The sequence below is a fragment of the Sorlinia euscelidii genome, from assembly GCF_036452135.1.
Classification (GTDB): domain Bacteria; phylum Pseudomonadota; class Alphaproteobacteria; order Acetobacterales; family Acetobacteraceae; genus Sorlinia; species Sorlinia euscelidii.
The window spans coordinates 357,628-378,094 of the sequence record NZ_JAWJZZ010000002.1 but is presented as its reverse complement, the minus strand read 5'-3'; the positions used below and the strand labels follow the sequence as shown (position 1 = coordinate 378,094).

At 55.7% G+C, this 20,467-nt stretch carries 17 protein-coding genes and 1 tRNA gene; 14 read left to right on the top strand and 4 right to left on the bottom strand.

Translation table 11 applies throughout. The annotated features are described in order from the left end of the window. The first annotated feature begins 97 nt into the window (after positions 1-97). Complete coding sequence (locus CGLAMM_RS05280) at positions 98-2,326, top strand: GH39 family glycosyl hydrolase (protein ID WP_394818992.1); 2,229 nt, start codon at positions 98-100, stop codon at positions 2,324-2,326. Positions 2,327-2,682: 356 nt separating this feature from the next. Further along, the gene (locus CGLAMM_RS05275; RefSeq protein WP_394818991.1) at positions 2,683-4,896 is read left to right on the top strand and encodes a GH39 family glycosyl hydrolase; all 2,214 of its coding nucleotides are present in this window, start codon (positions 2,683-2,685) and stop codon (positions 4,894-4,896) included. Positions 4,897-5,148: 252 nt separating this feature from the next. Here CGLAMM_RS05275 and CGLAMM_RS05270 read toward each other — a convergent pair whose 3' ends face one another. Beyond that, complete coding sequence (locus tag CGLAMM_RS05270) at positions 5,149-5,280, bottom strand: hypothetical protein (RefSeq protein WP_394818990.1); 132 nt, start codon at positions 5,278-5,280, stop codon at positions 5,149-5,151. A 35-nt stretch (positions 5,281-5,315) separates the two neighbouring features. Between CGLAMM_RS05270 and CGLAMM_RS05265 the strand changes: the two genes are divergently transcribed. From CGLAMM_RS05265 to CGLAMM_RS05235, 7 genes are all read left to right on the top strand, one after another. After that, positions 5,316-6,371 carry an asparaginase gene (locus CGLAMM_RS05265; RefSeq protein ID WP_418115453.1) on the top strand — a complete coding sequence of 352 codons (1,056 nt, stop codon included), beginning with the start codon at positions 5,316-5,318 and terminating at the stop codon, positions 6,369-6,371. A gap of 531 nt (positions 6,372-6,902) precedes the next feature. Then, entirely contained in the window at positions 6,903-7,799 is an 897-nt protein-coding gene (locus CGLAMM_RS05260) for a glycosyltransferase family 2 protein (protein WP_394818988.1), read from the top strand. Positions 7,800-8,383: 584 nt separating this feature from the next. Beyond that, on the top strand, positions 8,384-9,139 hold the full coding sequence (locus CGLAMM_RS05255) for an ImuA family protein (RefSeq protein ID WP_394818987.1): 756 nt from the start codon (positions 8,384-8,386) through the stop codon (positions 9,137-9,139). Next, the gene (locus tag CGLAMM_RS05250; RefSeq protein WP_394818986.1) at positions 9,093-10,658 is read left to right on the top strand and encodes a DUF6504 family protein; all 1,566 of its coding nucleotides are present in this window, start codon (positions 9,093-9,095) and stop codon (positions 10,656-10,658) included. Before CGLAMM_RS05255 ends, CGLAMM_RS05250 begins: the two co-directional genes overlap by 47 nt. Next, positions 10,645-10,995, top strand: a complete 351-nt coding sequence (locus tag CGLAMM_RS05245; protein ID WP_394818985.1) for a hypothetical protein — start codon at positions 10,645-10,647, stop codon at positions 10,993-10,995. Before CGLAMM_RS05250 ends, CGLAMM_RS05245 begins: the two co-directional genes overlap by 14 nt. Continuing rightward, positions 10,992-14,048 (top strand): error-prone DNA polymerase, encoded by a 3,057-nt coding sequence (locus CGLAMM_RS05240; RefSeq protein WP_418115452.1) that lies wholly within the window; start codon positions 10,992-10,994, stop codon positions 14,046-14,048. Before CGLAMM_RS05245 ends, CGLAMM_RS05240 begins: the two co-directional genes overlap by 4 nt. Beyond that, complete coding sequence (locus CGLAMM_RS05235) at positions 14,048-14,332, top strand: hypothetical protein (RefSeq protein ID WP_418115451.1); 285 nt, start codon at positions 14,048-14,050, stop codon at positions 14,330-14,332. The genes CGLAMM_RS05240 and CGLAMM_RS05235 overlap by 1 nt, the downstream gene beginning before the upstream one ends. Before the next feature lie 90 nt (positions 14,333-14,422). Here the strand turns inward: CGLAMM_RS05235 and CGLAMM_RS05230 are convergent, their stop codons facing one another. The 3 genes from CGLAMM_RS05230 to CGLAMM_RS05220 form a co-directional block, all read right to left on the bottom strand. Then, a complete protein-coding gene (locus tag CGLAMM_RS05230) occupies positions 14,423-14,674 on the bottom strand; it encodes a DUF3297 family protein (protein WP_394818984.1) in 252 nt (83 codons plus the stop codon). 71 nt (positions 14,675-14,745) lie between these two features. Then, on the bottom strand, positions 14,746-15,666 hold the full coding sequence (locus CGLAMM_RS05225; protein WP_394819090.1) for a lysophospholipid acyltransferase family protein: 921 nt from the start codon (positions 15,664-15,666) through the stop codon (positions 14,746-14,748). Positions 15,667-15,852: 186 nt separating this feature from the next. Beyond that, positions 15,853-16,161 (bottom strand): YggT family protein, encoded by a 309-nt coding sequence (locus tag CGLAMM_RS05220; protein ID WP_394818983.1) that lies wholly within the window; start codon positions 16,159-16,161, stop codon positions 15,853-15,855. Between the two features lie 393 nt (positions 16,162-16,554). On the opposite strand from CGLAMM_RS05220, the gene CGLAMM_RS05215 reads away from it, so the two are divergent. The 5 genes from CGLAMM_RS05215 (at position 16,555) to CGLAMM_RS05195 (ending at position 20,465) form a co-directional block, all read left to right on the top strand. Then, a tRNA-Ala gene (locus CGLAMM_RS05215) sits at positions 16,555-16,630 on the top strand. A 439-nt stretch (positions 16,631-17,069) separates the two neighbouring features. Beyond that, positions 17,070-17,360 (top strand): phosphopantetheine-binding protein, encoded by a 291-nt coding sequence (locus CGLAMM_RS05210; RefSeq protein ID WP_394818982.1) that lies wholly within the window; start codon positions 17,070-17,072, stop codon positions 17,358-17,360. Then, a complete protein-coding gene (locus CGLAMM_RS05205) occupies positions 17,357-18,619 on the top strand; it encodes a beta-ketoacyl-[acyl-carrier-protein] synthase family protein (protein ID WP_394818981.1) in 1,263 nt (420 codons plus the stop codon). The genes CGLAMM_RS05210 and CGLAMM_RS05205 overlap by 4 nt, the downstream gene beginning before the upstream one ends. Before the next feature lie 23 nt (positions 18,620-18,642). After that, entirely contained in the window at positions 18,643-19,464 is an 822-nt protein-coding gene (locus tag CGLAMM_RS05200) for a pentapeptide repeat-containing protein (protein ID WP_418115450.1), read from the top strand. Positions 19,465-19,658: 194 nt separating this feature from the next. After that, positions 19,659-20,465 carry a pentapeptide repeat-containing protein gene (locus CGLAMM_RS05195; RefSeq protein WP_394818979.1) on the top strand — a complete coding sequence of 269 codons (807 nt, stop codon included), beginning with the start codon at positions 19,659-19,661 and terminating at the stop codon, positions 20,463-20,465. Positions 20,466-20,467: the final 2 nt, after the last annotated feature.

Below are 20,467 nucleotides of genomic sequence, written 5' to 3'. Positions count from 1 at the left end.
CGGGATATAATTGTTTCAAGGTGAGGAAATGAGGCGCGTTCCGGAGGTCACAAGCGCCTCAGAGAAACAACAATAAAAATGCGGGAAGGCCTGAAACATGCTCTCCATCAATATCAATTATGACTCTCAGGATTCGTCTAAAGGCAATAATGGCCAGCTCAAGGATGTTGCAGGTGTCAATGGCTCACCCATTTCCGTCATGCCGGGCTTTCCGGATCTGGAAGACCAGTTCAACCAGATGGGCATCACACATGTTCGTTTGCACGATATTTACGGTGTGGGCGACCTTGATAATGGCGCCGTTGCCGGTCTGCAGGATAATAATGACCAATTGATATCAAATGTGCCAAACGCGCAGGCCGGTCAGGCGCGTAATTTCGTCGCGCGTTTCGGCAATGTGCGCACCATTTACCCCAATGCCGCCACAGGCATGAGCCAGGGCAATTACGACCTCGCCTTCAGGGACGCGAATTACGACATCACCGATGACTACATCCGTCGGATCATGAATAATAATGCCAGCGTCAACCCGCAGGGCATCAATCGCGAGGTCCTTTTTCGCATCGGGCGCACCATCGATAGCGGTTATGAAGTACCCGCCAATTTCGACATTTACGTGACCCTCGTCTCAACCCTCGTCCAACGATATTCCCAGCAGCTCAACATGTCAGGGATACCCCGCAAGATTGCCTATTGGGAAATCTGGAACGAGCCTGACCTCACTTTTTTCTGGAACAGTAACGACCCCAACCGATATTATGAATTTTACTCAAAAATCGCCTGGAAGATCAAAGAGCTTGATCCGAATGCCAAAGTCGGTGGGCCTGGCGTCGCAAATGGTTATAATCCGGGCGGCGCCTATCTGGACGGGTTGCTCTCTTTCTGCCGATCAAACAATGTGCCGCTCGACTTCATCTCCTGGCATTATTACGGAAACAACACCTCCGACCCGCAAAATATCATTGATATCGGCAACAGCATTCAGAATGCCCTGCAGCAGAACGGTTTCGGCAATGTTGAAAGCCTGTGCACAGAGTGGAACTCAACGCCGCAAGCCTCCGCCAATGTTTTCACAAAAGTTCAATCCGCCCGCAACGCGGCCTATATCGCCTCGACCCTGATCTATATGCAGTCCTGCAAAGTGGATCGCGCTTATTATTACCGTGGCGATGGCCTCTCCTTCGGGCTGTTCAATGATGAGCCGAACCCGGCAAACCCGAATTTCAAAAGCTTCTGCACGTACGCGGCACAAGCCTTCGCGATGTTCAACCAGCTCCATCAGACGCCGACTTTGCTGACAGCGACAAACACAAATAATACGGGCATCAGTGTGCTGGCCGGCAAGGCGGGTGATACGGTGAAAATCCTGGTTGCGAATTTTCGCGTGGACCGGTCTTTGAGCCAACCGAACACGTTGCCCGCCGGTGGCCGACTCTATCAGCAACATTACGTGGATTCCGGTCGAGATGTTTCTGTCATGACGGATGATTGGACGATGCAACATTATTTTGCCGGCAAAAATCCCTCCTCATTGAACAATAACAATATTGTGACCCAAAATCAGACGGTTCGCCAAATTCCCACAAATGCGACTCTGACCGCCAAAAACCGTGACTACAGCAATAGTAGCGGGGGCGTCTCCCTTCAGATCGTAAACCTGCCTATGGATGTACAATCAGTTGAAACGCGGCGCATGGCGGAGGGGGGAGATCTTGGCGCCATTTTGCCGCCGACAGCCTCCCCACAGCCCTCCTTCAATATGAATGGTACAACTTGCACCGTAACGGATAATGGCGCTACCGAATATAGCGTCACACTCTACACCCTCACCCTCGGCAACACGCCCACAAACCCGAATAATCCCACCAATCCGACAAACCCGACAAACCCCACGAACCCAACCAATCCGACGAACCCGACCAATCCCGCAACGCCTTCGGCAGGGCGAGCCGTTGAGTTCCGCACGACGAATATTTTTGGACAGAACCCGCATATTCTCATGCCCGCGAGCCAGGTGCCGAGCAATTTCTACGTCCCGATATACGCGGTTTATCAGATGGTCATGTCGGTTGCGAATATCGGGATCACACGTTTCGCCGGGAATGTCGGTGGCGCACCCTTCAATCTGTTTCCCAGGACAGCCTTGGGGCCAAACGTCACGCGCGCCGTCTTCACATTGCAATTCACGCGGTCAGGTTACTTGCGGGACATTCTGCAATCGCCATCATCAAGCGGTCTGCGCATCACGATGCACGGCCAGCGCGGCGCACCTTATAATGTCGATATCCTGCTGACATACCAATACACGGCGTCATCTCTGATCTGAAATCCGTGCGCTCCGGGGGCGCAATCGGAACAACCGTTTTGATCGATCCTTCTCAAAGCGCAAGCCAATACGAAAATCAAAATATTGGCTGGCCATCCGGTTTATGCCGGGCGGTCAGCCGGTTCACGCATGCGGGCCTTGCAAAGGGCCATCCCGACCCGTTCTTATGTCCGAAATTTGTATTTCACAGGAACCGCAAATCAAAATTTTGTAATGAACTCACCTTTTACAGAAAATACCACAATATTGTGAAGAGATTTGATTCATAACCAAAAATATATTAATATTAAACATGTGAAAAGAATAAGATATATTTTTGTGTTTTATCCTAATAATAATAACAAAAGTGGTTCAATATGCTTTCGATCAATATTAATTATGATTCTCAGGATACGTCTAAAGGTAGTAATGGGCAGCTCAAGGATGTAGCAGGCCTTAATGGCTCACCCATTTCCGTTATGCCAGGTTTCCCGGATCTGGAAGACCAGTTCAACCAGATGGGCATCACGCATATCCGTCTGCACGACGCTTATGGCGTTGGTGACCTTGATAACGGCCTTATTGCCGGGATCGGGGGCAATAATGACCAGATGATTCCAAACGTCCCCAGAAACGAGGTGACGAGAGCACGCAACTTTATTGCGAATTTCAGTAATGTCCGCACCATTTACCCTAATGCCGCCACTGGAATGAGCCAGGGCAATTACGACCTGGCTTTCAGCAATTCCAATTATGAAATCACGGATGATTATATCCGGCGAATCATGAATAATAATGCCAGTGTCAACCCACAAGGCATCAACCGGGAAGTCCTTTTCCGCATCGGGCGGACGATTGATGGCGGGCCGGATCTGCCTGCTAATTTTGACATTTACGTGACACTTGTTGCCACGCTCGTGCAACGTTATTCCGCGCAGCTCAACATGTCCGGCATCCCGCGTAAAATTGCCTACTGGGAAATCTGGAATGAGCCTGACCTTCCCTTTTTCTGGAATAGTAGCGACCCGAACCGTTATTACGATTTCTACTCAAAAATCGCCTGGAAGATTAAGGAAATCGATCCGAGCGCCAGGGTCGGGGGGGCTGGGGTCGCTGCAGGTTATAACCCGGGCAGCGCCTATCTGGATGGGCTCCTGTCCTTTTGTCGGTCGAATAACGTGCCGCTTGATTTTCTCTCCTGGCATTATTACGCAAATACGACGTCCGACCCGCAAAACGTCATCGATATCGGCAATAATATCCAGAACACATTGCAGCGATACGGCTTCGGCAATGCAGAGAGTCTCTGCACGGAATGGAACTCAACGCCGCAAGCCTCCGTCAATGTTTTCTCGAAAGTGCAATCCGCGCAGAACGCCGCTTATATCGCCTCATCCCTGATCTACATGCAGTCCACCAAAGTTGATCGCGCTTATTATTACCGAGGCGACGCCCTCACCTTTGGCTTATTCAATGATGAGGCCAATCCAGTCGATCCTAATTTCAAGAGCTTCTGCACCTATTCTGCGCAGGCTTTTGCGATGTTCAACCAGCTCAAACAGACGCCGAACCTCCTCATGACGTCAGACACATTCACCACAGGCATCAGCATTCTTGCGGGGAAATCAGGCAACACCGTCAAAATACTCGTCGCCAATTATCGCATTGACCGCTCCCTCAGCCAGCCCAACACACCGCCCCCCAGTGGCAGGCTGTATCGGCAGCATTATGTTGATTCCGGCCGGGATGTCGCGCAAATGACCGATGACTGGTCCGTGCAACATTATTTCGGCGGTAAAAATCCAGCGACACTTCAGAATAATGACGTTGTCAATCGGCAATCTCTCGCGCCGCAAATTCCCAATAATGCTGAACTCACCCCACGCTCCCGAAATTACGGTGAAAGCTCAGGTGGCGTCACGCTCAATGTGACCAACCTGTCCCAGAACGTTGAGTCCCTGGAGACGCGTCGGCTTACGGAAGGTGCCGATCTCAGCGGTATCCTGGCGCCCATCATACAAAATGTTTCTTTCAGGATGAATGGCGCAACCTGTGTTATTACCGATCCCGGCGCTGTGGAGTCCTCAGTGACTCTTTACACACTGACTCTCGGTAATACGCCCCCAAATAACAACAATCCCAATAACCCTAATAATCCAGTCAATCCGATCAATCCGGGTAATCCTGTCAATCCAGGTAATCCGGTGCTTCCCGGAGGTGGTGTTGTAGGAGGAGGCTTTAGGTTCTTTGGCACTGGCACAATTGCAACAGCGCCCGTCATTTTGATACCTGGGCAGATAGTGCCAGCAAACGTCACGGTTACAACCGGTTCCAGATGGGTTCTCGATGTCACATTCCTGGATTCGTGGATCTCCAATTTTGGCGGTGCTTCGCCGGGATCACCCTTTACTGCAGATGTGCTATCGTGGGCTGGACGAGGATCAACGCGCATCGTCATATTACTGACATTCAATCGATCAGGACCTCTACGAAATTTGCTGGCCCAAACCCGTGCGGGGGTCAATATTTCGGTCGTACCGTCCGGGAGTTTTACATTCACGGTCGCAATGCTCTTATCGCCTCTATCCTGATAAAAGAAGAAGGGTCGTCACGGTCATGAGATAATATCTCAGTTACTCTCTGATGATCAGGCTTATTCAAGGACGCGGGCGCGTGTGACGATCGCCTCTGAGGAAACAGAAGTGATTTTCTCAGAGGCGTGGACGCATGTGATAGTTATGACGAGCGTCCATGCTTCATATCGACAGATTGGCTTGGGGGATAAAATATCTGACCCCGCCTCAAAGACATGAATTGCCATACACGTCAGACTGTCCGGCAAATTAGATGAAGGCGCCAAGCCAGCTCGTTGTGAAGGAAGAAGGATGCCCGCTTCCCATATTGCAGTGCAGGGCCGGACATGCGATGCCCCCTCTACGAGGCAGAATGACGCGCACCGGAACCGGTTCAAGCATGATGCCGTAAGTGATACTGAAAGTCAGAAACGGATATGCGCCACCTGATTGCCGAAGTTGAACGTGGAGGACGCGTTGAGTCGCGCCATTATGGAAGCGTCGCCATCGTTGACGCCTCCGGGCGGGACGTGCTCACTTTAGGCGATACAAGCCTTGCCGTATTTCCGCGTTCCACCGTCAAACCGCTCCTCGCTTTGCCCTTGGTGGAAAGCGGGGCCGCATCCCGCCTGAAGTTGACGGATGCCGAGCTGGCCGTCATCTGTGCCTCCCATAATGGGGAGGAAGCCCATACTCAGACTGTTGCGGGCATCCTGCAGCGCGTGGGTCAGTCGGTGGCCTGCCTGGAATGCGGCGCACATTGGCCGCTTGGGGATAAAGCGTGCCACGATCTGGCCGCCCAAGGGGGCCATCCTTCCGCGCTGCATAATAACTGCTCGGGCAAGCATGCCGGCCTGATCTGCCTCGCTCTGGACCAGCAGCTTGACCCTGAAAATTACGTGTCACCGGATCATCCCGTCCAACAACAGGTCACGGCGGTTCTGGCCACGATGACGGATGCGGTCTATGACGCGCAACATCGGGGAATGGATGGCTGCTCCATGCCGACTTACGCGATCCCGCTGCGTCAGCTCGCACTTGGTTTTGCGCGTTTCGGCGCGAGTGATATGCTGGAGGCGGATCGGGGCAAGGCCGCGGCAAGGCTGCGCGCCGCCATAGCGGCCGCGCCCTTCATGCTGGCGGGGACGGGGCGGTTTGACACGAGGTTGATCACCCATTTCGGCAGACGCGTTTTCTGTAAAATGGGCGCTGAAGGTGTCATGGTCGCCGCCCTGCCGGATGTCGGGCTCGGCATCGCCATTAAGGTGGAAGATGGCGCCAACCGAGCCGCCGAGGTCGCCCTTGCCGCCCTCCTGCAAAAAATACCCACTCTGACCGGCTCGGATGAGGACCAAACCTTCCTGGCATCGCTCAGCTGCGCCCCCTTAAAAACTGGAACGGGCGGGAAGTCGGCTGCGTCCGCGCATCTGAAACCCTCAGCCGGGTACCGCTTCTTTCAGGCTGAACCAAACCCGGGTCTCGTCAAGGCCTAAACCAAGCATGAACAATATCGCCGTGATCGTTTGTTCACATCACGAATGAAGCTGTAAAGCGCGGATCCTCCCCCTTCCCGCAGCCTTTGCTTGAGGGGATGGCGGCAAAGCATGTATAATCCGGTTTGATCCCACGGCAATTTGCCACTTTGCTCAAAATAGCGACCGCACTCCTCGCCACAACTTTCATTTGTTTTGTGGGGGTCACGCCCGTGTTAAGCCCCGATTGCACGGGTAACCCGCCCTATAGCCGAAAAATCCCGATGGTAACGCAGATCTGACCTGACCCCTCTCAACAGTCAAACCGCCCATCATGCGTCGAGTCCGAACGCGCCGACGCTCAACATCTTTAGACGACTGTATAAATAACACGATTTAAGCGTGGAATTGCCGCATCCTCTTGCGATTTCGGTAAGCGCATACAGCACAAGGAAATTTACAGAATGCGCGATTTTTGTTAATGGAAAATTCACTATCCATTATGACCGTAGAACGTCCATCCACATCAATATTCGTAATCAGGAATAAAATATGAGTGTATGTCTCGTCACAATAGCAAGAAATGAAAACCTCTATTTAAACGAGTGGCTCTCCTATCACCGTACAATTGGTGCTGATAAAGTCTATCTCTATTGCAATGATGATGATCCTGCATCCATGTACAGGACTGTTTTACCATGGATCGAGTCGGGTTTTATTGAGTTCAGGCATCAGCCTTTAGTTGGGCAGCAGTGGGAAGCTTACATGCACTGGGCCTATATACATCGCCACGACCACGGATGGGTCAGTTTCCTTGATGTTGACGAGTTTATCACTCTCCCTCGTCATGCGACATTGCAAGAGTACTTATGGTCATTCTCGCATGATGTCGATGTTATCTACCTGAATTGGTTCAATTTCGGGCATAACGATATTGAAAAACAATCCGCCGGTCGCGTCCTGCAATTATTTACAAAACGCCGTGCCCTGATGTGTGAACAAACGAAAATTCTGGTGCGCTCGACAGCTCTGGATCTGACCTTCCTTATGAATCACCCATGTCCCATCCAGCATGGCATTGGTTACCATTCCTACATAGATAATCCATTTAACCCACGAGGCGTCAACCGCGTATTCTCCGATGGCACGCCATTTCAGTATATCAACGCCGATGAAATCACCGCTGAAATTTCCGATCGGATGCGCGCAGCCGCAAGTATCTCCCATTACTACTTGCGCCATACCCATTATTATCAGGAACGTGTAGACCGCGGTCTTGCACTTCTGGCCCGCACCGGAAGCAATAGTTTCCTCCTCCACTGGAAGCAGAAACTGGATAGTGGTGAGTATCTCACGGAGATGAAAGAGGCGAATGCCGTGGAGGATCATTTTCTCCGTGACTGGTCAATCACCCGATATGGGCAATCGCATAACGATATTTTCCTTTGACGTCATGAGGCGTCCAATCGTCCGACAAGTTTCAGGTGTGAGGAAACGGTAAGGGGCTGCCAAAACCTGTTTCGTCCCGCGTCATTCATCAGCGTAGCGCCCGCACAACCCCACGGAAGCGGGCCTGCAACATGATGAGCATCACGCCTGCGCATCCTAAGCAAGAGAGGACTATTCAGACAGGGCTAGAAGCTGAAATTATCACGCGGGCACTTTCGGAGTTTATTATGCCAGAAAAATATGAAGCCGCGCAGATGACATAATAGCCCAATCAATCATCCATCAACACGGTTAGCCATCACATCATGTCAATGCCCCGTTGACGTCTGCAAACCGAGTCGCGGGAAGCGTCAGAGGGTGGGTGCAAGATTTTAATATCGGCACGTCATAAGAGCATCCTGTTTGGAGCATTCCTGAAAAACATATGCCATATCAATAGCTTATAAAAAATAACCGCTGTCATCGCGGCAGATTTTCGAGCTTCCCCAACGCCCCGGATGGCAATATCGCCCTCCGGCATCATCGGCTAAAAAGCTTGCGTTCACCTTTTGTTCGTTCTTATTATGTTCTCACGGAGGCATTTCATGCGCGAACAATCCAACCTTATCGTCCTACGTGAGCAGATCCGCCGGATCGAGCGCCATTATGCCCCGGCGGCAAAGACGCAATTCTGCGCGACAGGTCTGCCCGGCCCGGATGCCCATCTGGGTGGTGGGCTGTTGCGCGGCGCCCTTCATGAGTTTTTTGATACAAGCGGCTATGCTGCCCAGTCGACGCGTTTCATCGCCTCAATTCTGGGACGTCATCCGGGGCCTGTCCTGTGGATCGGCACGCAGCTTTCCTCCCTTTATGCCATGGGCCTTTCCCAGCACGGACTCAATCCGGAGCGTGTCATCTGCATTGAGGCTGAGGAGGCCGTCCTGCCCAGTATCTGTGAAGATGCCCTTCGTGAGCCGCATTTTGCCGCGACGGTCATTGAATCACCGCGCCTTTTCCACCTGACTGCCTCACGCCGGTTTCAGCTTGCTGTTGAGCAGGGCGGGGGGCTGGGCATTTTACTCTATCATTGTGCCCTGCCAGATGCGGCGAAGCAGCCCCCCACGACCAGCACAACAAGGTGGCTGATCACGCCTGAAGCACCCCGCACTGAAAATACACCTCACCCTGCTGCCGGACCCGGCGGCACCGTCACGGCGTCCCAAATGCCATGGCGTCTCGACCTTCAGCGTCACCGCGGAGGCCGACCGCATCAATGGTCCCTTTCACCTTTCGAGCTCCCTGACCCGATTATTCATGACACGGCGCATCCTTCACGTGTGGTTTCCACACTGGCGCACTGACTTCTGGCGGCGTCAACAAGAAGGGGGCAAACCCACAACACCATCGGGTATCGCGCTTTACACTTACGATCATCATCGCAATATCGTCATTGCGGTGGATCAGCACGCGCAGCAGCGTGGCGTCACGCCTGGCATGACCATTGCCCAGGCGCGCCATCTTGCGCCCGGCCTGACCATCGCCCCGGCAACGCCCGCACAGGATGCCGCCGCGCTGGAAGATCTGGCACGTTGGTTCAGCTGGGTCGCACCATGGTGCGCACCCGCCCCGCCAGATGGGATCTGGATCGACATCACTGGCAGCGCCCATCTGCATGGCGGGGAAGCATCTTTGCTTCAGACCATCCAGACCCGTATGGAAGTCAGCGGCCATCATGCCGTGCGCCTCGCCATCAGCGACACGACGGGGGCTTCTTACGCCCTCACGCATTTCGGGGCGGAAACCCGCCATATTGTCCCACCCGCCGGACAGGTCGCGGTGCTGGACCCCCTGCCCATTGCAGCCCTTCAGCTTGAACCCGCAACCCTGGCAGACCTCAACCAGATGGGCGTCACGCGCATCCATGCCCTGCGCAAAATGCCGCTCGCCCCGCTGGTGCGGCGCTTCGGGCCGCAACTCGCCCATCATCTGAATACCGCGCTGGGCCTGCGGGACAAACCGCTGCAACCCCTGACACCCACCCCCTCCCTTATTGTCCGGCGCAATTTGAGAGAGCCGATCATGACGGCAGAGGCCATCGCCATCGCCATGGAAGTCTTATTGATGGAGATCTGCCCTCTTCTGCAGAAACGAGGCCAGGGGGTGCGACGTCTTTCCCTCATTTGTGAGCGGGTGGACCGTGCCGCGCAATCCGTGTCGATTGTCACAGCCGAACCTGTCAATGACCCGGCTTATCTGCTGGCCCTGCTTAAAAACCGCATTGCCCATATTGAACCGGGCTTCGGCATTGAGGCCATGCGCGTCCATGTCACTGAAGCGGCGCCTGTTTTACAAATGCAGCATGGCCTGCTGGCCGCAACGTCAGATCATCAGGCCGCCCGATATCAGCTGTTTCTGGACCATCTGCATAATAAGCCGGGGGTGCGGGCGGTCTTCCGGCTTGTGCCAGCCCCTTCCGCCATCCCCGAGCGCGCGCAGGCACGGCAGGACTGTTTGAGTGTAACGTCACGCCCCGGCGAGGATTTTCCCGTTTTTGCGCCCCGCCCCGCGCGGCTGCTGCACCCGGCGGAACCCATACGCCTCGTAACGGCCGATATGGCCATCATCGACAACGTTACCCAGCCGCAGGATGCGCCGCCGCGCAGCTTCCGCTGGCACGGGCGCACTCATCATATCCGCCGCGCTGAAGGCCCGGAGCGCCTGCATGGGGAATGGTGGCACGCAAACACGGAATATGGCGCAACACGCGATTACTGGCATGTGGAGGATGAGCAGGGGCGCGGCTTCTGGCTTTATCGCCGTGGTGACGGTGTGCATCACTGGGCGGGGGATCAGAGCTGGTTTGTACATGGTCTTTTCTGAGATTTTTATTTCCCAACATCTGATTGCCGGGATATTTCATTTGACAACGGACAGCCTCACCCCCGCCTCGCCTGAAGATATCGCCTCAGCCCTGATGCATGCTTTGCGTTTCGATGCACGCCGCCGCATCCATGACGCGGATGAGCTGATGGCCCGTCTCGTCGCCGTGCGCCTGGTTGCACATCTGCAACGCTGCGGCTTCGTCATCTACACAAAGACGCCGGCCCCACCGCAGGGACGTATCCCCATGCGGGCAGAACAACCGGCAATAAGCGCCGCCCCCGCCATCCCGAATGGGGTGGTGTGCGGTGATGATGCGCTGGATGATTCCACATGACGGAAAACTGCCTCCCGGTGCCGCTTCAGGTTGCGACCCATTATTCCTTCCTGCGTGGCGCCAGTTATCCTTCCGAGCTTTTCACCACAGCCGCGGCAATGGGCTATAAAGCCATGGGAATCGCTGACCATCAGACGGTCGCCGGGCTGGTGCAGGCCCATTGCGCCGCCAGGGAGGCGGGGATCCGCCTGATCCCGGGCTGTCGCCTGCAACTGATGGATGGCACGACCCTGCTGGCCTACCCAAAGGACCGCACAGCATGGGCGCGGCTGTGCTTCTGGCTGACACTCGGGCATAAACGCGGCACGCGTGAGACATTTGCGCTTGACTGGCATGACCTCGCCCATCCCGCCCTGCCAGCCAACCCCGCCGCCCCGCCGGCGCATCCTGTCGCGGCAGGCGCAGCGGGGTCACACGGGCATAACGACAACCCTGCCGATGCAGCACAACACCAGACCAACACAGACCAGACTTATCCAGATGACAATGGAGGGTTCTGCTTTATCCTGGTCCCGACGCCACGGCCCTATCGCGCACCACGCGACAGGGTGGAAGACGCCGCCATCTGCGTTTCACAACTGCATCAGATGAAGGCCGCCTTAGGGCAGGAAGGCACGCCACATCATTTATTTCTGGCGCTGACGCGGCATTTCCATGGGGGTGACGGGCACAGACTGGCCATGCTGGCCGATATGGCACGGCGCACCCATATCCCGCTGATCGCCGCCGATGACGTTATGTACCATATTGCCGAGCGGCATATTCTGTACGACACACTCACCGCCATCCGGGAAAAAAGACCGCTGGAGCAACTGGGCGCCCGGCGCGACCCCTTGCGTGACCGCCATCTGCGCAGCCCGGCCGAGATGCGCCAGCTTTATGCGCATGATCCGGATGCGCTGCGACGCACGCAGGATATCGCCTCTTTATGTCGCTTTTCACTTGATGACCTCAAATATCAATATCCGCAGGAAAGCGACATGCCGGGGGAAACGCCGCAACAGACGCTGGAACGTCTGGTCACGGCCGCCACACCGCAATGCTATCCTTATGGCACGCCTGAAAAAGTCCGCCAGCAGATTGCGCATGAGTTGGCCCTGATCGCGAAGCTGGATTACGCACCGTATTTTCTGACCGTCAACACAATCGTGCAATTTGCCCGCTCTCGCGGGATTGTCTGTCAGGGGCGGGGCTCAGCCGCGAATTCCGCCATATGTTACGTGCTGGGTATCACCTCAATCGACCCGGTCCAGAGCGGCCTTTTGTTTGAGCGCTTCGTATCGGCTGAAAGGCGGGAGCCCCCCGATATTGATGTCGATTTTGAAAGTGACCGCCGGGAAGAAGTAATTCAGTGGATCTATCACCGTTACGGACGGGGCCATGCCGCCTTATGCGCCACCGTCCACCGCTACCGGGCCAAAGGCGCGCTGCGCGATGTCGGCAAGGCGATGGGGCTTTCGGCGGATCTGCTGTCGCTTTTATCGACGCATCTGGCCTCCGCCCTGGGTGACGATGCGCTCTTCCGGTCGCGCAGCGCCGAAATGGGGCTGGACCTCAGTGACCGGCGAATGGCGCTGACCGTCCATCTCGCCCGCCAGATCCTGGGTTTCCCCCGGCAGTTAGGGACGCATCCCGGTGGGTTTGTCCTGACGCACGACCGGCTCGATGGCCTGGTCCCGATCCAGCCTGCCGCGATGAATGACCGCCAGATTATCGTGTGGGACAAGGATGATATCGACCAGCTTCGTTTCATGAAAGTGGATATTCTGGGCCTCGGCATGTTGGGCTGTATCCGGCGCTGTTTTGAGATGCTGGGGGCACATCGTTATCTGCATCTCGACATGGCCAGTATCCCGGCTGAAGACAAACCCACTTACGCCATGATCCGTAAAGCGGACACGCTGGGCACCTTCCAGGTTGAAAGCCGTGCCCAGATGGCGATGCTGCCCCGCCTGAAACCCACCACGTTTTACGACCTCGTCGTGCAGGTCGCCATCGTGCGGCCGGGGCCGATCCAGGGCGATATGGTGCATCCTTATCTGCGTCGCCGTGAAGGGCTGGAGGCCGCTACATGCGCCTCACCCACCCTGGAAAACATATTGGGCAAAACGCTGGGCGTCCCGCTTTTTCAGGAACAGGCCATGCAGATCGCCATTCAATGTGCCGGTTTCACACCGGATGAGGCGGATGCCTTGCGCCGCGCCATGGCGACATTCAAATTTACGGGCGGGGTTTCCCATTTCCGGGATAAGCTGGTGCGCGGCATGATTGCGCGCGGTTATGACCCCTCTTTTGCGGAACGCGTTTTTTCCCAGCTTGAAGGTTTCGGCTCGTACGGTTTTCCGGAAAGTCACGCCGCGTCATTTGCGCGCATTGCGTATGTCTCCTGCTATCTGAAATATCATCATCCCGACATGTTCTGCGCGGCGCTGCTCAACAGCCAGCCCATGGGGTTTTACGCCCCGGCACAGATTGTGCGCGACGCGCGGGAACATGGTGTGGAGGTCAGGCCCGTCGACATCAACCACTCCCAATGGGATTGCACCCTGGAGGGGCGGCCTGGCGGCCGACGCCATGCTGTCCGGCTGGGGATGCGACTGGTCAAGGCACTGGCGCATGACGACGCCGCACGCCTGATTGCACGGCGCGTCCCGCTTTATGAAAATATCGCCGATGTCTGGCACCGGGCCGATGTGCCTCTGGCCGCGCTGGAGCACCTCGCCCAGGCCGATGCTTTTCGGCATTTCGGGCGCGATCGGCGTCAGGCATTGTGGGATATCAAGGGACTGCGCGACCGGCCCCTGCCGCTTTTCGCAGCGTCATCCCGCACACGCAACCGCCCTGAAATCGCCTGTATTGAACCACCCGTCACGCTGCCCCCCATCCCGCCACAGCGCGATGTGCATGCGGATTACCATACGACATCTCTCAGCCTGAAAGCCCACCCCTTTGCCTTTATCCGCCCGGCCCTGGCAGAACGCCGCATTCTGCCCTGCGGCGCCCTTACGGAAAAGCGGGATGGCCAGCGTGTTTCAATCGCGGGCTGGTGCTGATGCGCCAGCGCCCCGGCACGGCAAAGGGGGTGATGTTCATCACCATTGAGGATGAAACCGGTTTCGCCAATCTGATCCTCTGGAAAAACCGTATTGAAGCCCAGCGTGCCATTGTCATCGCTGCGGGCGCGCTGGTCTGCCATGGGATTTTGCAACGTGAAGGCGAGGTGACGCATATTGTCGTTGAACGTCTGGAAGATGCCGGCCCCCTGTTACGTCCCGAACTGGAGGAGGGCGAGATACAGACCACCCCGCTCAAACCCCGCGTGCGCAATTTTCAGTGACGCCTTTTTAAAGAGATGCCTTGCCGGAGCCGCTTCAAGGCCAGGCACGGCGCTGCGGCAGCATCGCAAGCGTCCAGGACATCTCCCGACTTACGCTTGCTCACCCTCTCCCTTGATCCAGACCTCAATCTTCCCGGACACTTTGATGGTCATCGGGCGGCCACGGCGGTCCAGCGTGCGGCCGACAGCGAGGCGGGCCCAACCTTCGCTGATGCAATATTCCTCCACATTGGTCCGCTCCTCACCGTTAAGGCGGACGCCAATGCCTTTGCTGAGGATGGCTTCATCATAGAACTTGCTGTCCGGGCTTGAACAAAGCCGGTCAGGCAGGGCATCACTCATTCTTCTCTCCTTTTCTGCCGGGCGATACCGGCAATGGGCGCGCGGTGCGGACTGGATCAGGATGTCTCCCGTCAGGTGCGCGCCGCCTTTTCTTCCATCAGAGGATGCCAGCCCGTCAAGCCATCGACATTCTGACGCAACTGCGCTGCGCCTTCCGCGACGACTTTAAAAGCCGCCTGCGCCAAAGCCTTGCGGGTTTTAAAATCCTCCGGCGCGAGCGGCTTATGCATCAGGACTGAGACGCGCTTGCCACGATGTTTGACAAATTGCCAGACATGCGGCCCCAATTCCATATCCCCGTACCAAGCAAAAACACCGCGCCGCCGACGATGAACAGGCAATCCATCCAGCGTGTCATAGGCGATGGAAACAGGCTGGATAAGGGGCGCCATCCCTTTCGGGTAAGTCGGGCCACCGAGGGCGCGCGCAGATGCGGGCAAATGGGGCGGCTTCGCGATGGCGAAAAACGTGGAGGTAAAGTTCAGGACGCGGCAACCATCTGACGACGTCCCTTCCGGAAAAAGAATGAGGTTATCACCGTCGATCATCCGCGACACCATCGTGTCACGCTCCTGCGCGGTGGAACTTCGATGACGACTGACGTAGATTGACCGCCCGATTTTGGAAACCAGCCCCATAATCGGCCATGTTCGGATATCGCCCTTGGCGACGAAAACGGAATAAAATCGCGCCCCAAGCACGGGGATATCAAGCCAGGAGCAGTGATTGGCAACGTAGATGACGGGCCGCTCGCCACGTGCGCGCCCACGTCGGCCGCCCAACGTCCCGGCTGCCTGGCCGATCTGATTGATTTTGATGGAGAGGATCAGGCACATGCCGCGCCATATGATACGTGTCCAACGGATTTTGGATGTCCCCGGCACCAGCAGAAGGAGGGCTTCAAACCCGACGGAGAGCGGCACCCAGATTGTCACGAGGGCGAGGCGCATTGCCCCGAGAAGGCGATCAAACCAGTCCAGCGTGTCATCAATCGTGACATGATCTTCAAGCGGCGGCAAAGGGGTGCCGCCTCTGTTGAGCGATGTCGGTGACACTGACAGCCTCCTGCACGAGCAATCTCATATCGGACTGCCGCACATTGCCGGTCAGCCGCACTTTCCTTAATGCGCGTATAACGCAAACACAACCGGCCAGGCACACGGCCTTGATGATGGCCCTCAGTAACCGTGCATGGCCAGAGTGAGATAAAGTTGGATCAATGCGGGCTGGAATAGATATTGCAGGACCAGCAGCACGACGATGGGACTGAAGTCAAACGCGCCAAATTGCGGCAGCAGGGAACGGATCGGGGCGAGAACCGGCTCCGTGATCTGGTTGAGGACCATATAAAGGTTAACGAGGAAGCGATTATCAGGCCGCAGGATACCGAAGCCGAAAAGCATACTCATCACGCAGGCGCCAATGAGAATATAGATAAAAGCTGGAATGATAAATTTTATGACGATCAGCACAAGACCAGACAACATTCTCAAACTCCTTAATGGACAATTGGTCCAATGCGACCGCGCAAAGATCGGGTAGATCGTTCCTTTAAGCAATCGATAAAAGCATATTTTGCTTCAGAGCCACCCATGTCTGACGGAAAAATTGCCCTGTAAATCAAGATTTTAAAGGCAGCTTGCCTGTGTCTGCAGTCAGAGGCGCTGTCACCTCCGCCCGAGTCGTTTCGAACTTGTAAAGATTTGAGACACTTCCCGAGCCTTCGCAACGATTTCATTACCCGGGGATTTTGACCGGCGCGACATTTTGCGCCGGTGACGCGAGTCGCGACGTTGGCGCTGTATGATCGGTGAGATCACCAGGTCACGCAACTCATCTGTTGACAAGACGGTAAAGCCGCGTATGTATCAGGCCTTCGTGGGGCTGTAGCTCAGTTGGTAGAGCGCCTCGTTCGCAATGAGGAGGTCAGGGGTTCGATTCCCCTCAGCTCCACCACGATATCCTCTGAAAACCCGTAAAATAAACGCCGGGCGTGTCGCTATCGTGAAGGTAAGCGTCCACCCATGCGGGCTGAAAATCACTACCAAAATATTAAAGTTAAATTTACTTTAAAAGAATGTTGACTTTTACGTCAACTTACACCAAAAATTCTCTGTCTTTCAGACTCTAACTGTCGGCGTATTTTACTTTTCGAAAACTTGTTTCACGTTGATGACATCCCACATTTGCACCGGGTTCGACGTTACTCGTCGCGTAGCGCTCCAGCGATGACGGCGTTTAACACGTCCGGCGTCCAAAGGGTGCTTCAGAACTATTGTGCCGAGGCATTTAACCGCCATGCGGGTCATGGATATTAGCTTTTTCAAAATTCTGTTTTTACTGAACTATTTGACGATCCGATAAAACCTTTATCTTTTCAGTGATGGTGGGCTGAATGTCTAATCTCTTACCGATCGTTATCGATCAGTTGACGAAGCATTTTAAAAGTGAACCGAATCTGATCACGGCGGAAACCCGCCTTGTTGAGGATTTGCAGGCTGACAGCTTCGATTTCGTCGAAGTGGTTTTTGAGCTTGAAACGCGTCTGGACATCGTCATCCCTGACGACTTTTATACCAGTAAGCTCAAGACCGTTGAGGACATCGTGCTCGCCCTTGAGGAAGTCATTGCGCAGAAGCAGGCTGCTCTCAGCAATTCGACCGAGGTCGAAGGGGCCGCCACGTGACGAGACGTCTCCAGGAAATTCACCGCGTTGCCGTGACGGGCGTCGGCATGTTGTCGCCGCTTGGCCATAATGCCGGTGAAAGCTGGACATCACTACTTGAGGGGCGCGCCCATCTGACTGAGGTTGAAGCCGGCATGGGTGCCGTTTCACGCCTTCAATTTGCAGGCCTTGTGCCCGGTTTTCAATCGCCGGAGATGGTCAGGAGGGTCGACGAAGCGCTCTCGTACCGGGACCAGCGTCGTCTGGATCGTTTTATCCTCCTCGGCGCGCTTGCGGCGGAGGAGGCCATCTCCCAGGCAGGATTGCAGGATCTGGAGATGGCCACGCGGGATCGGGTCGGTGTCATTATTGGCTCCGGCATTGGTGGGCTGGGACATATGATGGCGGCGGCGGCTGATCAGCAGAATGCGCGCCGCCCTTTTTACCTCCCGGGCGTTCTGATCAATTCCTGCGCGGGTGTGATTGCTGCGCGGCATAAGTTCACAGGCGCCATTAACGCCGTCAGCGCTTCCTGCGCGACGGGCGCCTATGCGCTTGGCGATGCATTGCGGCGGATTCGATACGGTTTTAATGACGTTGTCATTTGCGGCGGGACGGAGGCCGCGGTTCTGCCAGCAGGATACAAAGCCTTCATGGATCTCGGTGCCCTCGCCGCCACGCGCGGGCAGGAAGCCTTGACCGCCTGTCGGCCGTGGGACAAGGATCGCTCGGGCTTTATCCTCGCGGAAGGCGCCGGCATTCTTGTGTTTGAGAATTATGATCACGCCGTGGCGCGCGGCGCGACCATTCTCGCCGAGGTTTCCGGCTATGGCCAGTCGGCCGGGGGCGAAGATCTCGTCGCGCCGCAGCCCGGAGGGCGGGGCGCGATCCAGGCGATTCGACGTTGCCTGGATGATGCTGGATGGACGGCGGACAGCATCGATTACATCAACGCCCATGCAACAGGCACGCCTCTCGGCGATGATATCGAGCTGGAGGCGATCGAAGCTGTGTTTTCCGAGGCCGGGTCCCCCGTCATCTCATCCATCAAAGGCCTGACAGGTCATACTTTAGGTGCAGCTGGCGCGATTGAGGCCATTATCTCCGTCAAGACGCTGCAGGAAGGCATCGCACCGGGCACGCATAATTTTAGGGAACCAAGTCGCACGAGCGTGATTAAACGCTTGAAGGCGCCTATGCGCGGTGCCTTCCGCCGGGTCCTTTCCAACAGCTTCGGTTTTGGTGGGGTCAATGCGTGTCTTGCCTTTGAAAAAGCCTAGGTGACAAGCCGGGAGTAAATTTGTTGCAATACAAGATCGTCTCGAGAAACTCGGAGGTCGCTGCGCATATTGTGACAATCTGGGACGAATATGCGGATCTCAGTAAAGGTGAGCTTCTGGCGGAAGCTGTTCACCAACTCATTGCGCGCAAGGTCAATCTTGCATCGACCGACTTACGCCACCTGGAGAGCCCGCAATCGCATTTCTCCGGGCTGAGCTTTGCCAATTGCGACTTGCGCGGCGCCAATCTGCAGAAATCCGACCTGTCGGACGCTGATTTTTCCGGTGCTGATCTGCGCGGTGCCGACCTCTCGGAAACTGATTTATCCCGCGCCTCATTTTGCGGTGCCATGTTGGATGATGCCAATCTGTCACGCGTTGCTGCCATTTCAACGCGTTTCTCCGGCGCGCAACTGAACCGGACTGACCTGCGCAGCAGCGCCCTTGAAGGTGCGGACTTCAGCGGTGCGGTTATAGACGGCATTCTACTCGATAAAGCCAATATCGCTTCAGCCACCTGGCACGGTGTCGATGTGAGCAAAGCAGATATCAGAGGGGCCCGTTGGCGCGATGTGACGCTCGAGAAATGGCCGATCCATATTTTCGGGATTGATTACCGCATCGTCCTGCTGCCCGGCTATGTCGTCATCGGGTCGGCCATGATGCCCATTCGCGCTTTGCGGGAGCTGACCTCGCGCCGCGCCATTGAGCATGGTGGTCTGCGCGCACTCCGCTTCCATGCAAAGTTCGGGCACATCATGGAGGCCCTCTTCGCGTGCAAGGCCCTGGACGACTATCTCCTCCCTGAAAATGCCCCGGTGAAAGAGGCGCTGCACGTCGATTGACGGTGACGGAATGTCGCACCGCGCAGACGCATTATTTTACAAAATATGACTCACATTTTATGAAAATTTGTTTTAAACTTTCGTGAACGTCCCCGCTGACCTTGGCGATGTTGCCAGAGAGTCGGCTGGAGGTTTTTAAAAATTTAATGTTGCTCAAGTAATGCTGTCTTGCAACGTCAATTAAGAGGTTCGAGATGTTTGAGGTTGAAATATCCAACATGGCGGGCGACAGTGTGGCGCGCCGTATAGCTGTTCCTGACTCAATCAACCCCTCGGACCGAACAGCCTGCCTGGCCGCCGCTTTCAAGCAGCTTCTGACGGAGGATGCCCCTCTCAGCGGGCTCAATTTCGACGCCCTTCACCTCACGGACTGCGATCTTTCCGGGCGGGATTTCTCCGGCAGCTCCTTTAATCACGCGATCCTCCACGCCTGCCGGTTTGACCACGCGCGCCTCAATGGTGTCCACGCGATGGGCGCACAATTCGCGCATTCTTCATTTCAGGGCGCGCAACTTTACGGTGCCATCCTGAAACTGGCGGATTTCAGTATGACTGATTTGACGCAGGCGAATTTCTGCGGGGCCTCCCTCGTTGAAGCTGATCTCAGAGGCGCATCTCTCTCAGATACGCGTTTCGATGGTGCCGCTTTATCTGGCGCGACGTTCGACGATGTTGATTTCGCGGCGGGATCTTTCGCCGGTTGTGCCCTGCGGGAGGCGAAGGTTGGGCATTTCCTCTGGGGAAATGAAGATGTTTTCCATCCCCCTGTGACGTTCAGCGGCTCCGTCTTTCCAGTGCGACTCTTCGAGGATTTTCTGATGATGGCGGGCACAATGTTCCCGCGTGATCAGATCGAAGGGGGTGACAGCGACGACGCAACGCCGGCGGAACTGACTTATCTAAGAGAATATCGCGACCTTTTAACGTTTTTCATGGATGCGCAGGTCAAAGACCGTTCCACCCATGGTCCCGCTGATCCCAGCCTGACTGGGGTACATTAAGT

What these genes read in the sequence shown, in the direction of transcription:
- CGLAMM_RS05280 (WP_394818992.1), top strand. Translation starts at nt 98, where the DNA reads ATGCTCTCCATCAATATCAATTATGACTCTCAGGATTCGTCTAAAGGC.
- CGLAMM_RS05275 (WP_394818991.1), top strand. Translation starts at nt 2,683, where the DNA reads ATGCTTTCGATCAATATTAATTATGATTCTCAGGATACGTCTAAAGGT.
- CGLAMM_RS05270 (WP_394818990.1), bottom strand. Translation starts at nt 5,280, where the DNA reads ATGCTTGAACCGGTTCCGGTGCGCGTCATTCTGCCTCGTAGAGGGGGC.
- CGLAMM_RS05265 (WP_418115453.1), top strand. Translation starts at nt 5,316, where the DNA reads ATGCGCCACCTGATTGCCGAAGTTGAACGTGGAGGACGCGTTGAGTCG.
- CGLAMM_RS05260 (WP_394818988.1), top strand. Translation starts at nt 6,903, where the DNA reads ATGAGTGTATGTCTCGTCACAATAGCAAGAAATGAAAACCTCTATTTA.
- CGLAMM_RS05255 (WP_394818987.1), top strand. Translation starts at nt 8,384, where the DNA reads ATGCGCGAACAATCCAACCTTATCGTCCTACGTGAGCAGATCCGCCGG.
- CGLAMM_RS05250 (WP_394818986.1), top strand. Translation starts at nt 9,093, where the DNA reads ATGACACGGCGCATCCTTCACGTGTGGTTTCCACACTGGCGCACTGAC.
- CGLAMM_RS05245 (WP_394818985.1), top strand. Translation starts at nt 10,645, where the DNA reads ATGGTCTTTTCTGAGATTTTTATTTCCCAACATCTGATTGCCGGGATA.
- CGLAMM_RS05240 (WP_418115452.1), top strand. Translation starts at nt 10,992, where the DNA reads ATGACGGAAAACTGCCTCCCGGTGCCGCTTCAGGTTGCGACCCATTAT.
- CGLAMM_RS05235 (WP_418115451.1), top strand. Translation starts at nt 14,048, where the DNA reads ATGCGCCAGCGCCCCGGCACGGCAAAGGGGGTGATGTTCATCACCATT.
- CGLAMM_RS05230 (WP_394818984.1), bottom strand. Translation starts at nt 14,674, where the DNA reads ATGAGTGATGCCCTGCCTGACCGGCTTTGTTCAAGCCCGGACAGCAAG.
- CGLAMM_RS05220 (WP_394818983.1), bottom strand. Translation starts at nt 16,161, where the DNA reads ATGTTGTCTGGTCTTGTGCTGATCGTCATAAAATTTATCATTCCAGCT.
- CGLAMM_RS05210 (WP_394818982.1), top strand. Translation starts at nt 17,070, where the DNA reads ATGTCTAATCTCTTACCGATCGTTATCGATCAGTTGACGAAGCATTTT.
- CGLAMM_RS05195 (WP_394818979.1), top strand. Translation starts at nt 19,659, where the DNA reads ATGTTTGAGGTTGAAATATCCAACATGGCGGGCGACAGTGTGGCGCGC.